This window comes from Kribbella sp. NBC_00662, assembly GCF_041430295.1.
Lineage (GTDB): Bacteria > Actinomycetota > Actinomycetes > Propionibacteriales > Kribbellaceae > Kribbella.
In genome coordinates this window covers 1873991-1888815 of record NZ_CP109029.1, presented here as the reverse complement: position 1 = coordinate 1888815, position 14825 = coordinate 1873991, and the positions used below count along the sequence as shown (strand labels likewise).

Here is a 14825-nt window from a genome sequence, read left to right as displayed (position 1 = left end):
GGTGGGAAAAACCTCACCCCGGGAGTCAATCAGCCGGAACTATCTTCCGGCAAGCGCTTACTGGCCGCCGGCTCCGATGAGTTGGGGGTCGATGGACAGGACCCGGATGGCTTCGTCGGTGGATTTGGTGGGGATGACCAGGGCGACCTGGTGGAGGTAGTCCTGGTGGAGGCTCTGGGTGTACTTGACCATGCTGCTGAAGGCGGTCGCCTCGCCGCTGGTCCAGTAGGCGTTCGAGCCCGGCTCGACGCGCTGCAGGTACTGCTCGGTGAGCGTCAGGAACACCAGCGCGTCGCCGGACGACGTGATGAAGGTCAGCGGCTCGCCCGACGCCGCGAACGCGTCGGTCACGCTCGCGATGTACGGCTCCGCGGTGTCGTTGGCCTTTGACGTCGCGCGCAGCTTGAGCATGCTCGACAGGGCGGGCGACGGCGTGAACAACTTCGCCTGCGGCGCGTTCGGTCCGCCGCTGAGGTACGCCGCGAGGTCCTTCGCGACTGTCGCGGGCTGACTCCGCAGCTTGTTCAGCGCGCTGACGTCCGGGGTGCGCATCCCGTCGACCGACGGCAGCTCGACCGCCTTCGGCGGGTAGACCGAGTGCGTCAACAGCCACGGGCTGCCGGCGTTCTCCCGCTGCCAGACGCCGAGCTGTCGGGCCCCCGGCGCGTTGGAGACGCCCGAGCTGACCACGAACCGCATCGGGTACGACGCGAACTGCGGCGCGCCGATCTCCGGGTTCGTGTAGCTGAACGGCTTCGAGACGTCCTTGCCGGCTGCGTCGAGCTTGCGCCCGATCACGAAGCCGGCCTGCGTCTGCGCGAGCGTCGGGTTGCCCTCGATGGTCGCGGAGAGCTTGGCGTCACGCGTCTGGTTGGCCTGGTTGTTCAGCTGGTTGTAGCGCTGGACGACGGCCTGCGCGTCGGCGAGCGTGACGGCCGGACGGCTGTCCGGCGCGGTCAGGCTGTTCTTCGGCGGCATCAGGCCGCAGCTCGTTGTGGTGAGCAACAAAGCGCCGCTGGCGAGGAGAGCGGCCGTACGGCGGACCGCCTCGTCACTCTTCTCGAACTCCGGCGAGGCGGCGAGCGGCACCGTCTCGGGCTCGACGGTGTCAGTGCGCTCGGTGTCAGTGCGCTCGGTCTTGCTGCGCTCGGTGTCAGTGCGCTCGGTCTTGCTGCGCTCGGTCGTGGTGTGCTCAGCGGTCCCGGTGGACTCGGTCGTGGTGCGCTCGACGGTCCTGGCGGACTCGACCGACTCCGGCCGGTCGGCCGGTTCGCCGGACGTCGGCGGCTCGTCGTACCGCTGGGAGGCACCGGCGCCGATCAGCGCCGGCGACTTCGCGCGAGCGACCGCAGCAGGCGACATGAACATCGGCGCAGCCGGCATCGGCGTCGGCGCAGCCTTGACCGCGGCGGGCTGGGCCACAGCGGACCTGGCGGCCGCAGGCCTCGCCACGCCGGGCTTGGCAGGCGCGGGCTTCTCCACGGGCTCGGTCTGCTGCGTCGGCGCGAACGGGCTGACCCGCTCCGGCGCGAACGGTGACACCCTGTACGCCGGACTGTTGGCCTCGTGGTCGGCCGGCGCGGACGCCACCGCGGCGAGAGCCGGGATGTGGTCCGCGACCGGCACCGGGATCTCGGTCGTGGTCGCGTTGTCGGCGGCAACGGCCGCGACCTGGCGCCGGCGGAACATCAGCGCCAGGCCCAGCGCGAGCACCAGCACCCCCGCGCCCAGCACCAGCAGGCAGATCCCGAACAGCCGGTGCACCTCGACGCCGAAGCTGACCTTGGCTCCGACGGCCGGTGTGCCGTCCGCGTTCATCACGACGACCTCGTACCGACCGTCCTGCAGCGGCCAACTCACCGACTGCGAACCGGACGCGGACTGCGCGACCCACCAGTCGAGCTCGCCCGGCGGCGTCAGCTTGCCGGTGCGGCCGCGCAAGTCCTGTGTGCCGAACGTGCCCGGCGGCTCGAACCGGATCAGGCGCGTATGCGCCGACCCCGCGAGGTAGTTGCGAACGTCGAGGTCCTGCGCGATGCCGACGAACAGCGGCTTGTTGCCCGACGCACTGACGTGCAGCGTCGGGCCGTGCCGGTCGAGCAGCGTGGGCGCGGTGACGACCGCGAGACCAGAACTGGCGAACTCGCGGCCGGGGGTCGAGATCGTGTTGTCCGGACCGACCAGCCAGAAGGCGGCGACGGCTCCGGCCACGGTGGCCACCAGACCTGCCAGCGTCAGCAGCAGGCCCAGGGTGATGCGGGCGAAACGCATGAAGAGGCTCCCGTTGTACGACGAGCCCGGCGACGGACGGGTGCACCGGACAGGCGGGTGCACCGGTCCGGACCCCTCTCCAGGTATCCGGAAGCTCACCCGTTGTTACTGAATAACTGAGCCAACAAGGATCTGTTACGGCCGTGGCTCAGACGGGTGAAGCCGACGCTCGGGCCCTCAGTGCAGGTACGACGCCCCGTTGAAGTCGAGGACCGCGCCGCTGGCCCAGTTCGCGTGGGGTGAGGCCAGCCAGAAGATCGCGTCGCCGACCTCCTCCGCGGTGGCGACGCGGTCGAACGGGCTCTGCGCGCGGATCGCGTCGCCGCCGGGACCGGCCAGGAACGCCTCGGTCATGTCGGTGGCGATGAATCCGGGCGCGATTGACGTCACGCTGATGTCATGTGGCGCCAACGATGCCGCCAACGACTGCCCGAGCGAGTGCAGTCCGGCCTTCGAGGCGCCGTACGCGGGCACATCCGGCTCGCCGCGGTAGGCGCCGCGCGATCCGACATTGACGATCGCGCCCCGCCGTACGCCGTCCGCGGGCTCCTTGTCGAGCATCTGCCGCGCCACGCACCAGGTCACATGCGCCGCTCCCTCGAGGTTGACGGCCAACGTACGACGCCACGTCGCGACCCACTCGTCGTACGACGTCTCGGCCAGCGGGTGACCGACCCGGCGCGAACCGCCGACCGGCTCGTCGACGAACATCGCCGCGTTGTTGACCAGTACGTCGATCCGCCCGAGTGCTGTGGCCGATTCGTCAACCAGGGCAGGGATTGCGGCCGAATCGCCGAGATCAGCGGCGATCACGGCGTGGCCATCGCCGGGCAGTCCGGCCCGGATCTCCTCGGCGCGATCGACCGCGCCCCGGCAGTGCAGCACGACCCGGTCGCCGGCCCGTGCGAACGCCTGCGCGGCGGCCGCGCCGACGCCCCTGGACGCGCCGGTGATGAGTACCCCTCTGGACACGGATCCTCCCTCGGTTGACTGCACGCCATTCTGCCTCTGCCGCCACTCTGACGACGATCTGACATCACGGGGGTTGACAGTGACGTCACGATGACGTCATGATTGCTGCCATGGAACTTGACCACTACCTCGAGTCGGTCCGGCGGAGCGTTGAGAACGCCACCGCCCTGGCCGACGAGCAAACCCGCTCCGTGGCCCAGCGCCTCGGGGCGACGCTGGATGACGCGGGCCGCCTGGCCCTCATCTCAGCCCTGTCCGACGCCGCCGGGGAGATCAGCCGTGAGCTGTCCCCGGGTTCGGTCGAGCTCCGGATGGCCGGTGGCCGTCCTGAGTTCGTGGTCACGCCGGCGCCCAGCCAGCTGACCGGTCCGGACGAGACCGACGACGATGTCGACGACGAGGCCGACGCGGAGGCGAGCGAGCAGTTCGTGTTCGACGCCGACGAGCCGACCGCCCGGATCACCCTCCGGCTGCCGATGTCGATCAAGAACAAGGTGGACGAGGCCGCGAATGCCGAGGGCATCTCCTCGAACGCGTGGCTGATGCGCACCGTGATGACCGAGCTGAGCGACCGTGGCCGCCGTGGCGGCTCGCGTCCGCCCCGGCCGCCGCGTCCGCCGCGCGGTCCGGTCTTCGGCCCGGAAGGCCCGCTGGGTCCGAACGGCCCGCTCGGCCCCGACGGCGTCTTCGGTCCGAACGGCGTGTTCGGTCCGAACGGACCCTTCGGTGACGAGGGCGTCTTCGGACCGGAGCGCGGCCGCCGCGACCGCGACCGTCGACGTGACGACCGCGACCGGCGCCGCGAGGACAAGGAGCGACGCAAGGGCGGACAGGGCCCGGGACAACGGATGACGGGGTGGGTCGAATGAGTGGGTTCAGCCAGCAGATCACCGACGACGAGAGCGAGCGGATCGAGCGGATCCGGATCGAGATCGGCTCCGGTCTGGTCGAGCTCAAGGCCAACCCCGACGGCGAGGGGACCGCGGTCGCCATCGACGTCGACAACGGCCCGGAGGAGGACGTGATCGTCGAGGTCGTCGACGGTGAGCTGATCATCGAGGGCCCGCGCAACGTCCGCCGCGGACCGGAGATCCTGGTCCGGATCGCCACCTCGGCGGTCCTCGAAGCCCGGGTGAAGACCGGCTCCGGAGACATCACCTCCGAGGTGCCGATCGGCCCGGCCCGGCTGTCCACCGGGTCCGGCGACGTACAGCTGACCCGGGTCGAGGGCGAGCTGGGCGTGAACACCGGCAGCGGGGACGTCAAGGTCGAGGAGGTCACCGGCGCGGTCAAGGCCAGCACCGGCTCCGGCTCGATCGACATCGACGAGGCCGGCGACGCGCTCGGCCTGAGCACCGGCTCCGGTGACGTCACGGTGGGCGACGCCAACGGTCCCACCTCCGTCAAGGTCGGCTCGGGTGACATCACCATCGAGCGGATCCGCGACCACTCGGTCGCCACCTCCGGTTCCGGCGACGTCAAGGTCGAGATCGCCGACGGACCGAGCGTCCAGGCCGAGACGGCCCGCGGCGACGTCCAGATCGGGGTGCCCGAGGGGCTCCCGACGTACCTCGACCTGAAGACCGTCACCGGGCACATCCGGTGCGACCTCGAGCCGGGCGAGAAGCCGGCCGAGGGGGAGCGCGCCCTGATGCTGCGGGCCCGCACCGTCTCCGGAGACATCACGGTCTACAAGGTCTGACCCGAAACAACGCCCCACGCGTCGGATCGGCGCAGTCGGGTTCGTTGAGTTCATGGATAGCGAGGTCCCGCCGCCATCTGCGGCGGCGGGACCTGAGCGAAGCATTGCCGAAAACCAGCCACGGGGATCACCAGAGGGGAACACGATCATGATCACCGAACACCAGGAAGTTGCCCGCTACCGAGTTGCCGAGCAGCTGCGCGCCGCCGAGGCCCGTGCCATGCTCCACGACCGCAAGGCGAACCGCACCAGCCCGCGGGAGGGCCTGGCCGGCGCACTGCGCCGGCTGGCCGACCGGCTGGAGCCCACCCGCCGCCTGGCCGAGCCCACCTCCCGGGTCCTGGCCGACCAGCAGCCCCGCCGCCGCGGGACCGGACTCTCGATCGTCCGATGAACGCCGTACCGCTGAACAGCGCGGCCGCCGCGCTCTACCACCTGTTGCAGCGTCTGGGACTCGCCCGGACCAGCTGAGCGATCCCCGACGCTGCAGCTTCGTGCAAGGTTGCGGAAGGCCTGTGGATAACTGCCGGGCCGACCCATGGACACTGCTAGCGTTCAGTCGATCATTCTCGGTCGACCTTGGGGAGAAACCAACGATGTTGCGCCCGATGGTGGCAACTACAGCCGTCGCCGCCGCCCTGATCCTGGTGGCCGGTTGCGGCGGCAGTGATGACAAGAAATCCGACTCGGGATCCGACAACGGCGGCCAGTCGACCACCTCCGCCACCCCGTCCGCTCCGACGGTCCCGTCCTTCGACCCGCCCAAGGCGCTCAGCGTCGCGGCCGCGTTCCCGTCGGCCGACTACCCGGGCCGCTCGGCGCTCGACGAGGCCCAGGTGGGTATCGCCGGCCAGGTCGCGCTGATCGGCGGCTTCGCCGGGCTCAGCGGGCACGACGTCGCCAACCCGAACAACCAGTGGATGATCCCGTCGAAGACGGCCGACACCACAACGGTCAACAAGGCGGCCCCGCCGATGGCGGCCAAGATCGACGGCAAGGACGTCGCCGTGGTCGCGTACGCGGAGACCGACAAGGGCAACGGCACGCAGAAGCCGAGGGGCCTGGCCGTCGTCCAGTGGATCGACGTGATGTCCGGCAAGAAGATCGCCGAGGTCTCCACGCCGGTGAGCACGGTCCAGGGTGAGGGCGACGGCGCCATCGGCTCTCCCGGCCTGGCGAACACGGTGGTCGACCCGGAGACCGGCCAGGTCGCCGTCGGCGTGATCGCCGCCGGAAGCGTCACCGTGAAGCGCATCGACCTGACGGTGTTCGCGGACCCGAAGACCCAGAAGTCCACGATCATCCCGGGCATGGACCCGGCCGCTGTGCACAACGGCGTGGTCGCCGGGGCGAAGGGCACCCAGTCGGACAACTCCACCGACGGCACGATCCTGGTCGTCGACGGTGCGAGCGGGAAGGTCACGAAGCAGCTCCCGTTGAAGCAGGCCGTCCTCCAGCCGCTCGCTGATACCGCCAAGCATGCGTACTTCTACGGCATGAGGTACATCGACTACGGCCAGGGGACCAAGGCTGAAGCGATCTTCGCGGTCGACCTCTCGACCGGTGCCCTGGTGCAGGTGGCGCTCCCGGACAAGGACAACGCCAGCTACGACTGCATCGCGGACCAGGCCACCTCGGTCGTGTGCAGCAGCTCGGGGGAGATCTTCGGTATCGACGACACGACCGCCAAGCGGAGCTGGGGCTTCTCGACTCAGTCCGGCAGCCGCATCGTGCCTGACGTGACCACGGCGTACCACGGTGTGATCTACGCGAAGTCCGAGGCGCAGCCGGTGATGCTGGACGCCAAGACCGGCGAGGACCTGCCGAGCGCGGCCCCGTCCAGCAGCCCGAGCTCGAGCGACACGCCTTCCTCCGGCGACACGCCCTCATCGGGTGACACCCCGTCGACCGGCGACACCCCGTCCGAGAGCGACTCCCCGTCGGACAGCAGCTCCCCGGGGAACGGCGACCTGGGCCTGAGCCTCTACAACGGCAAGCAGGAGTCGCCGGTTGCGGTCTCGCCGTACGGCGGTGTCTACCGGCAGTTGCCGACCGGCTACGACTCGACGGATCTCGAGTCGGTCTGCGTCTTCGTCAAGGCGACCGCCTGAGCATAGGCAAGAGGCCCCGAGATCTCGGGGCCTCTTCTCATGTCTTCAGACGTCGGTGCGGTGGAAGTTGCGGTAGGACCGGGACGGCGTCGGGCCGCGCTGACCCTGGTACCGAGAGCCGTACTTCTCCGAGCCGTACGGGTGCTCCGCGGGGGAGGAGAGCCGGAAGAAGCAGAGCTGGCCGATCTTCATACCGGGCCACAGCTTGATCGGCAGCGTGGCGACGTTCGACAGCTCCAGCGTCACGTGCCCGGAGAAGCCCGGGTCGATGAAGCCGGCCGTCGAGTGCGTGAGCAGCCCCAGCCGGCCGAGCGACGACTTGCCCTCGAGCCGGGCCGCGACGTCGTCGGGGAGCGTGACCAGCTCGTACGTCGATCCCAGGACGAACTCACCGGGATGCAGGATGAACGGCTCTTCGCCGTCCGGTTCGACCAGCCGGGTCAGATCCGGCTGTTCCTCGGCGGGGTCGATGTGCGGGTATCTGTGGTTCTCGAAAACCCGGAAGAACCGGTCCAGCCGTACGTCGACACTCGACGGCTGCACCATCGCAGCATCGAACGGATCCAGCTGGACCCGCTTCGCGTCGAGCTCGGCCAAGATGTCACGGTCGGAGAGCAGCACGGTCGCACGTTAGCAGCGTGCTGCTCATCCGCACAGCTTCAGTGCACTCCAGGCCCGTCCCAGCGGCTGGTGGTGAATCGTCCGGAGCCCTCAGCTCTCCGGCGGGGATCGCACCACCAACCTGGGCCTGAGGCAACTAACCTCAGTCGGCCAGCTTGTTGAACTTCGACACCTGGGTGGCGAAGGTCTTCACCTGGGCCGGCGACCAGTCCTTGAGCAGGTCCTCGATCACCTTGTGCCGCTTCTTCCGGGCCGCCGTCAGCTTGCGCTTGCCGGCCGCGGTCAGGGTCAGCAGGGTCGCCCGCGCGTCCGACTTGTCGGCGGCACGCTTCAGCAGACCCTCTTCCTCGAGTCGCGCGCAGGCCCGGCTGACCGGACCCTTGTCCACCTCGAGTGCTGCCACCAGGTCGGCCATCCGCACCGGCGCCAGCTCCTCGACGTGGTTCAGCAACGCGTACTGCGCCGGCTCCAGGTCCGGGTGCGCCTCGTCGGACAGCGTCCGCTGCAGACCCCGCAGCCGCCGTGCCAACGTGACGAGTTCCTTCTCGAGGTTGTCCACCGCGTCACTTGTGTCTGTTGCCACCGTTCACCCCTTCATCCAGTTGCCCCGCAACCATCTTGTCCGGTCCGGAGGACCGCGTCCTCACGTTGCGTCGAATGTTGCCCCCGGCAACGCGTTCTAATCTGCCAGAAGATGACGTACCTGCCCAGTCCTGAACGCGCCCTTTGTGGAAAACTGCCCAAGAACCCCCGGCGCAAACCGTCCGCACCCCTCTTTTCGATGCATTCGGCACCTTCTGGGGACAAGACCCTGACCGCGCAACAACCGACGCGCGGACCCGGCATGGTTGAGAGCCCACCGATCGGCTATGCTCTTCACCGCTGCCGGGAGACCGGCAGCGCGCGGGTGTAGTTCAATGGCAGAACATCAGCTTCCCAAGCTGACAGTGCGGGTTCGATTCCCGTCACCCGCTCCAGATCACCGGGCGTCCGCCCGTTTCGCTCCTGACAGGCTCTATCGTTTGGCGGCATGAGCTACCCGCAGCAGCCGCCGCCGAACTTCCAGCCCCAGTTCCAGCCGCAGCAGTTCCAGCCGCCGGGGCCGATGGGGATGTTGCAACTGACCATCCAGGGCAGCGCGCTGACGTCCAACATGATTCCGCCGACGGTGCACCTGAACGGCTACCCGGTGCCGGTCAAGTACGGCCGGAACGACATCCCGGTGCCCGCCGGACCGCTGCACGTCGACATCCACTCGCAATGGATCCGTGTCTACGGCCAGGCCGCGCTCGACTGCACGGTGCAGCCGAACCAGGCGGTGCCGGTGTTCTACGCGTCGCCGTTCCACCAGTTCACGTCCGGGAGCATCGGCCATAGCAAGGTGAAGCGGAAGGGTCTCGGCGTGCTTCTCGGCATGGCCGTCGGAATCTTCGCCGTGATCGTGCTGGCGACGGTGCTCGCAGCACTCGGCTGATTCAAACGGTTGACCCAGGCATCGACTGTTGCCTGGGTCAACCGTTCAGCTTCCGTAGACCTCGAGTTCGACGATGCGGGAGTAGGTGTGGTCGTTGCCGTCGAGGCAGAGGATGCGCACGGCGTCCGCCTGGACGGGGGTGAATGTCGACGTGACGTGGCCGACGGTGTTGCCGCGCACCTGGTCGACGGTCTGCCAGGTGCCGCCGACCTTGACCTGGACGTCCCAGTCCTTCAGTCCGTTCACGCGGGCCGGGTACTTCGCGGAGTCCAGCGTGTACAGCTCAACCCGGTTGACGGTCGCCGGCGTGGACAGCGCCACGTCGTACGTGTCGGGGAAGGCGGCGCGGGTGCCGTCGTTCCAGCCGGTCAGGGTGTCCCAGTGCTCGGAGTCCTTGTCGCCGTCGACGGCGCCGCAGAGGGTGAAGTTGCCGTGCGTGGACGACGCCGTCGCCTGCTCGCCGAGCGCGAGGTTGTCGCCGGGACCCTTCGGCGGGAGCGGGTTGACGGTCACCGGCACGGTGACGCGCTGCCGGTCGACCTCGACGCCGATCTTGTACGAGCCGGGCTCGGCGTCGCGTGGTACGCGGACCTCGACGGGCGCCGAGACCGGCTGATCGGGATCGAGTGCCGGCAGCCACGACGAGAACAGGGTGCGGGAGAGCTGCAGCGGACCGGTCGGGTCGAGCGTGAGGTCGGCGTACCGGTCCTGCGAGCCGGTGTTGGTCATCGTCAGGTTGAGCGTGCCCGGGAAGCATGGGAGCCCGACCACGCTCAGCTGCTCCGGCGCGACACTGACTGCCACGTCCGAAGTGGTTGCCTTGGGCACCGAGCTGGAGCCGAGCAGGGCGGCGGCCACCAGCGTGCCGGCCGCGATGACGGTCTGCCGGGAGATGTTCATTCCTGGACCTCCGAGATGCCGGGGCGGCCGTCCTCGACGAGGAGCTTGGCGCGGGTGCTGACAGTGCCGTCCTGGACCGACACCTTGTCGACGACGCGGTAGTCCGAGACCCACTGCTGCGGCGTGATCGTGCAGCTGACGTAGCCGCGCTGGAAGTTGCCGAACTTCATGTGCGGGTTCTCCCGCAGCAACGTGGCGCCACCGGCGTCGAGGTCCTCACCGTCCATCCCGGACGTGATCGACGTACCGACGAACTCGGCGCCGACCGTCGCCGATGCCGGATCCGTGAAGTCGAGCTTCAGGTCCGACGCGACGCTGCGGTGCAGGTCGCCGGCGATCGACACCAGGTTGCGGACCTTGCGCTGCGCGGCGCCGCCGAGGATCCGGTTCCGCGACGCCTCGTACCCGTCCCAGGTGTCCATCGGGACGAGCACCTCCGGCCCGTCCTTCGTGTCGAGCCGGGCGATCGCGGTCTGGTGCGCCATCACGTTCCACCGCGCTCGGGACGCCGACCAGCCGTCGAGCAGCCACTTCTCCTGCGCGTCCCCGGTGATTGTGCGAGTCGGGTCGGCGGTCTCCGGTCCGGGCGCCTTCGTGCCGTCGCCGTACGCCTGGTCGGACCGGTACTGGCGCGTGTCCAGCACGCTGAACTCCGCGAGCCGGCCGTAGTTGATCCGCCGGTAGAGCTGCATGTCCGGCCCCTTCGGCAGTTGCGCGAGCCGCAGCGGCATGTGTTCCCAGTACGCGCGGAACGCGTTGGCCCGGCGTACCCGGAACTGTGCGGGCGGCGCGCTCGGGTGAGCCTCGTCGGCCCAGTTGTCGACCACCTCGTGGTCGTCGAGGGTGACGATCCACGGCGCGTTCGCGTGCGCGGTCTGGAGGTCAGGGTCCAGCTTGTACGCCGCATAGCGCTGCCGGTACTCGTCGAGAGTCACGGTCTGCTGGGTGATGTACGGCTCGTTCGAGTGCGGCCGGATGCCGCGGTCGATGCCGAACTCGTAGATGTAGTCGCCGAGGAAGAACACCACGTCGTGGTCCCGCCGCGCCATGTCGGCGTACGCCGTGTACCAGCCCTCCCACCACGCCTGGCAGGACGCGAACGCCAGCGAAAGCTTCGACAGCTGGGTGTCGGCGGTCGGCGCGGTCTTGGTGCGGCCGACCGGGCTGAGGTGACCGTTCACGCGGAAGCGGTACCAGTAGTGCCGCCACGGACGCAGTCCACGTACGTCGACGTGGACGGAGTGGCTCGCCTCCGGACCGGCCTTCACCGAACCGTGGCGGACGACGCGACGGAAGTGCTCGTCCTCCGCGACCTGCCACTCGACGTCGACCGGTCGGCGATCCATCCCGCCGAACGGCGCGAGCGGATCCGGTGCGAGCCGGGTCCAGATCACGACCGCGTCCGGCAACGGGTCGCCGGACGCGACGCCGAGCGTGAACGGGTCCCGCCGGTCCGGACGGCCGGTCCAGCCGGCCGCGGCGCTCTTGATCTCCGGAAGACTGCCGGTCAGCGCGAGCGCCGCCGCTGCCCCGGTCGCTGTCAGAAAGCTTCGTCGACTACTCCGCATCGGCACAGGCCCCACCCGATCATCGAGAGGTGATCACTTCCGTAACGGGAGATTACGAGAAGTTCACACAATCGGGTGAGATCTGACCGAATCCGGCCTTACTTGACGATCTTGCTCGCCGGCGGTGCGGTGATGTGTACGGGCTTGTTGTAGTCGGTCATCGTCATCAGCATCGACACACCGACCAGGTCGAACGACATCCGCCGGACCAGGTGCGAGCTGTCCATCCAGAGCGAGTACGTCATCGACTTCGGGGCGCCGGCCGGTAGCTTCTTGCCCTGCAGGGCGAGCGCCTTGGCGGTGCTGACGCTGATGTCGTAGCGCTCGAGCTGCTGGCCGTCGACGGTCTCGGGGCCGACGTACTTCACGCTGCCCAGGCTGGAGCCGAACGAGTCGAAGATCTTCGTCGGGTCGCCGCTCTCGAGCAGTTCGCCGACGTCACCGGTTTTCGCCCCGGTGAGCTTCACGAACTTTCCGGCCGGGGTCAGCCCGGGGAACGACATGTACGCGACGTTCTTGATCGCGACGATCTTGGCGGTCTTGCCCTCAAAGGCCGCGCCGGCCATCACCATCGACAGCGCGTCCGGCTTGGCGGTCTGGAAGCCGTCCATCGTCATCAGCGTGCTGCCGTTGGCCGTCACCTTGCCGACGATGTGCCACGACTTCTGCTTGGTCAGCGCGGCCTTCATCGCCGGGACGAAGGTGACGCGGTTCAAGCGCGCGGCCGGCGCCTTGACGATCGGCGCCGCGGTCTTGGTGACGATCGCGGTCGGTGTCTCGGCCGGGACCGACGGGCGGTAGCCGGTGGCTTTCGGGTCGCCGTTGCCGCAGGCGGCGAGGCCGAGAACCAGTGGTACGGCGGCAACGGTGGCCACCGCGGTGTGCAGCTTCATGTCCCTCCCCAGATGATGCAGACGAGGGATCTTATGGTCTGGACCACCTGGGGAGGAAGGGGTTTGCAGCTAGTTGCAGTTACTCGCCGCCCGACACCTGACCACGCTGTACGGAAGCGAGCAGCAACTGGGCGACGTCCTGCACCTCGACGGACTCGCGCGCGGAGCCGTCGGCCTGCTTGGCGGTGAGGCCGTCGGACAGCATCACCCGGCAGAACGGGCAGCCGGTGGCGATCTTGTCGGCGCCGGTCTCGACCGCCTCGGTGGTCCGGTTCAAGTTGATGCGGGTGCCGAGCTTCTCCTCCATCCACATCCGCGCACCGCCCGCGCCGCAGCAGAACGACTTGGTCTGGTTGCGCGGCATCTCGGCGTACTGCGCGCCCGGGATGATGTCGAGCAGCTCACGCGGGGCGTCGTACACCTGGTTGTGGCGGCCGAGGTAGCACGGGTCGTGGTACGTGATCGTCTGGCCGTTGAGCGAGCTGTCCGCCGGCGCGACCGGGGTCAGCTTGCCGTCGCGGACCAGGCGGTTCAGCAACTGCGTGTGGTGGATGACGTCGAGCTCGACGCCGAGCTGCGAGTACTCGTTCTTCAACGTGTTGAAGCAGTGCGCGCAGGTCGACACGACCTTGCGGACCTTGGTCTCCTTGAAGACCTCGGCGTTCTGCATCGCGAGCTGCTGGAACACGAACTCGTTGCCCGAGCGCCGCGCCGGATCACCGGTGCAGGTCTCGCCGTCACCGAGTACGGCGAAGGTCACGCCCGCGATGTTCAGCAACTCCGCCACCGCCTGCGTGGTCTTCTTCGCGCGGTCCTCGAACGCGCCGGCGCAGCCGACCCAGAACAGGTACTCGACCTCGTCCAGCGATTCGACGTCCGTCCCGACCTGCTTGACCTCGAACGGCAGGTCCTTGGCCCAGTCCATCCGTCCGGACGGGTTCATGTTCCACGGGTTGCCCTTGTTCTCCAGGCCCTTGAACAGCCCGTTGAGCTCGGACGGGAACGACGACTCGATCAGCACCTGGTACCGGCGCATGTCCATGATCGCGTCGACGTGCTCGATGTCGACCGGGCACTGCTGCACGCAGGCGCCGCACGACGTACAGGCCCACAGCGCGTCCTCGTCGATGACCGCGACATCCGCGGGACCGACCAACGGCTTGTCCTGCTCGGCGAGCACCAGCTCCGGCAGCGACTTGCGCGTGTCGTCGTCGCTCGCCAGGAGGTACGGCGCTTTGGCGTACGCGTGGTCCCGCAGGCCCATCATGATCAGCTTCGGCGACAACGGCTTGTCGGTGTTCCAGGCCGGGCACTGCGACTGGCACCGACCGCACTCGGTGCAGGTGGTGAAGTCGAGCAGGCCCTTCCAGGTGAAGTCCTCGACCTTGCCGACGCCGAGCGCCGCGTCCTCGTCGAGCTCGTCGATGTTCTCGAAGTCGATCGGTGCACCGTTGACCATGATCGGCTGCAGCGCGCCCAGCGCCGTACCGCCATCGGCCTTGCGCTTGAACCAGATGTTCGGCCAGGCGGTGAACCGGTGCCAGGCCACGCCCATCGTCGCGTTCAGCGAGATCGTGATCATCCACGCGAACGAGATCAGGATCTTGATCATCGCGACCAGGTAGACCGCGTTCTCCAGTCCGTGCTCGCTCAGCCCGCCGAACAGTCCGGAGCCGATGAAGAACGTCGTCGGGAAGTGGAACTTGTTTCCCCCAGAATTGGACACTGCGCCGAGCTGGTACTCGAGGCCACGGAGCAACAGGATGCAGACCAGTACGCCGAGGATCGTGTACTCGACGTAGTACGCCTGCCAGGCCGTCGACCCGTAGAACCGCGACGAGCGCGGGTTGTCGCCCTTCGGCAGGTGCATCAACCGGTAGACGATCAGGCCGATGATGGAGAGCAGACCGGTCCAGGTGAGGGCCTCGCTGACCCACTCGAACACGAACCAGTGCCCGATGATCGGCAACGCCCAGTGCGGGTCGAACAGCTGGCCGAACGCCGTCACCAGGGTCAGGAACAGCCCGATGAACCCGAACGCGACGAACCAGTGCATCACCCCGATGTGACTCCACTGCAGCATCCGGGTGTGGCCGAGGGTCTCCTTGGCCAGGGTGACGGTCCGCTTGCCCGGGTTGTCGGTCCGGCCGGCCGGCTGTCCGAGCTTGATGACGGACACGATGTGCCCGATCGTCTTGCCGAACAGTGCTACGGCGACAAGCGTCACCGCGAGCGAGACGACGATGGCGAGGATCTGCATACCAGCGATGTTATTGGTTGGTTACCCGTCAGTCATGTGCTTGCGGTCATCAT

The 14825-nt window shown here is 68.4% G+C and carries 13 protein-coding genes and 1 tRNA gene; 6 read left to right on the top strand and 8 right to left on the bottom strand.

Annotated features, from left to right (window positions below):
• Nucleotides 1–57 precede the first annotated feature (57 nt).
• Together OHA10_RS09535 and OHA10_RS09530 are read right to left on the bottom strand one after the other, a co-directional pair.
• Nucleotides 58–2271 (bottom strand): hypothetical protein, encoded by a 2214-nt coding sequence (locus OHA10_RS09535; RefSeq protein ID WP_371405804.1) that lies wholly within the window; start codon nt 2269–2271, stop codon nt 58–60.
• A 177-nt stretch (nt 2272–2448) separates the two neighbouring features.
• Entirely contained in the window at nt 2449–3243 is a 795-nt protein-coding gene (locus OHA10_RS09530) for an SDR family NAD(P)-dependent oxidoreductase (protein WP_371405803.1), read from the bottom strand.
• A gap of 110 nt (nt 3244–3353) precedes the next feature.
• On the opposite strand from OHA10_RS09530, the gene OHA10_RS09525 reads away from it, so the two are divergent.
• The 4 genes from OHA10_RS09525 (at nt 3354) to OHA10_RS09510 (ending at nt 7056) form a co-directional block, all read left to right on the top strand.
• The gene (locus OHA10_RS09525; RefSeq protein ID WP_371405802.1) at nt 3354–4112 is read left to right on the top strand and encodes a hypothetical protein; all 759 of its coding nucleotides are present in this window, start codon (nt 3354–3356) and stop codon (nt 4110–4112) included.
• On the top strand, nt 4109–4945 hold the full coding sequence (locus tag OHA10_RS09520) for a DUF4097 domain-containing protein (RefSeq protein ID WP_371405801.1): 837 nt from the start codon (nt 4109–4111) through the stop codon (nt 4943–4945). Before OHA10_RS09525 ends, OHA10_RS09520 begins: the two co-directional genes overlap by 4 nt.
• A gap of 148 nt (nt 4946–5093) precedes the next feature.
• Entirely contained in the window at nt 5094–5339 is a 246-nt protein-coding gene (locus OHA10_RS09515) for a hypothetical protein (RefSeq protein ID WP_371405800.1), read from the top strand.
• Between the two features lie 214 nt (nt 5340–5553).
• On the top strand, nt 5554–7056 hold the full coding sequence (locus OHA10_RS09510) for a hypothetical protein (protein WP_371405799.1): 1503 nt from the start codon (nt 5554–5556) through the stop codon (nt 7054–7056).
• A 45-nt stretch (nt 7057–7101) separates the two neighbouring features.
• Here the strand turns inward: OHA10_RS09510 and dcd are convergent, their stop codons facing one another.
• Both dcd and OHA10_RS09500 read right to left on the bottom strand, forming a co-directional pair.
• Nucleotides 7102–7677, bottom strand: a complete 576-nt coding sequence (gene dcd / locus OHA10_RS09505; RefSeq protein WP_371405798.1) for a dCTP deaminase — start codon at nt 7675–7677, stop codon at nt 7102–7104.
• 142 nt (nt 7678–7819) lie between these two features.
• Nucleotides 7820–8260, bottom strand: a complete 441-nt coding sequence (locus tag OHA10_RS09500; protein ID WP_137256174.1) for a MarR family winged helix-turn-helix transcriptional regulator — start codon at nt 8258–8260, stop codon at nt 7820–7822.
• Between the two features lie 320 nt (nt 8261–8580).
• Between OHA10_RS09500 and OHA10_RS09495 the strand changes: the two genes are divergently transcribed.
• Nucleotides 8581–8654: transfer RNA gene (locus OHA10_RS09495), tRNA-Gly, on the top strand.
• 53 nt (nt 8655–8707) lie between these two features.
• Complete coding sequence (locus OHA10_RS09490) at nt 8708–9151, top strand: hypothetical protein (RefSeq protein ID WP_371405797.1); 444 nt, start codon at nt 8708–8710, stop codon at nt 9149–9151.
• A 45-nt stretch (nt 9152–9196) separates the two neighbouring features.
• Here the strand turns inward: OHA10_RS09490 and OHA10_RS09485 are convergent, their stop codons facing one another.
• The 4 genes from OHA10_RS09485 to OHA10_RS09470 all read right to left on the bottom strand — a co-directional run bounded on the left by OHA10_RS09485 (nt 9197) and on the right by OHA10_RS09470 (nt 14772).
• Complete coding sequence (locus OHA10_RS09485) at nt 9197–10051, bottom strand: hypothetical protein (protein ID WP_371405796.1); 855 nt, start codon at nt 10049–10051, stop codon at nt 9197–9199.
• Nucleotides 10048–11619, bottom strand: a complete 1572-nt coding sequence (locus OHA10_RS09480; protein ID WP_371407920.1) for an alkaline phosphatase — start codon at nt 11617–11619, stop codon at nt 10048–10050. The genes OHA10_RS09485 and OHA10_RS09480 overlap by 4 nt, the downstream gene beginning before the upstream one ends.
• A gap of 98 nt (nt 11620–11717) precedes the next feature.
• Nucleotides 11718–12512, bottom strand: coding sequence for a hypothetical protein (locus tag OHA10_RS09475; protein ID WP_371405795.1), 795 nt, complete (start codon nt 12510–12512; stop codon nt 11718–11720).
• Nucleotides 12513–12591: 79 nt separating this feature from the next.
• Nucleotides 12592–14772, bottom strand: coding sequence for a (Fe-S)-binding protein (locus tag OHA10_RS09470; RefSeq protein ID WP_371405794.1), 2181 nt, complete (start codon nt 14770–14772; stop codon nt 12592–12594).
• Nucleotides 14773–14825: the final 53 nt, after the last annotated feature.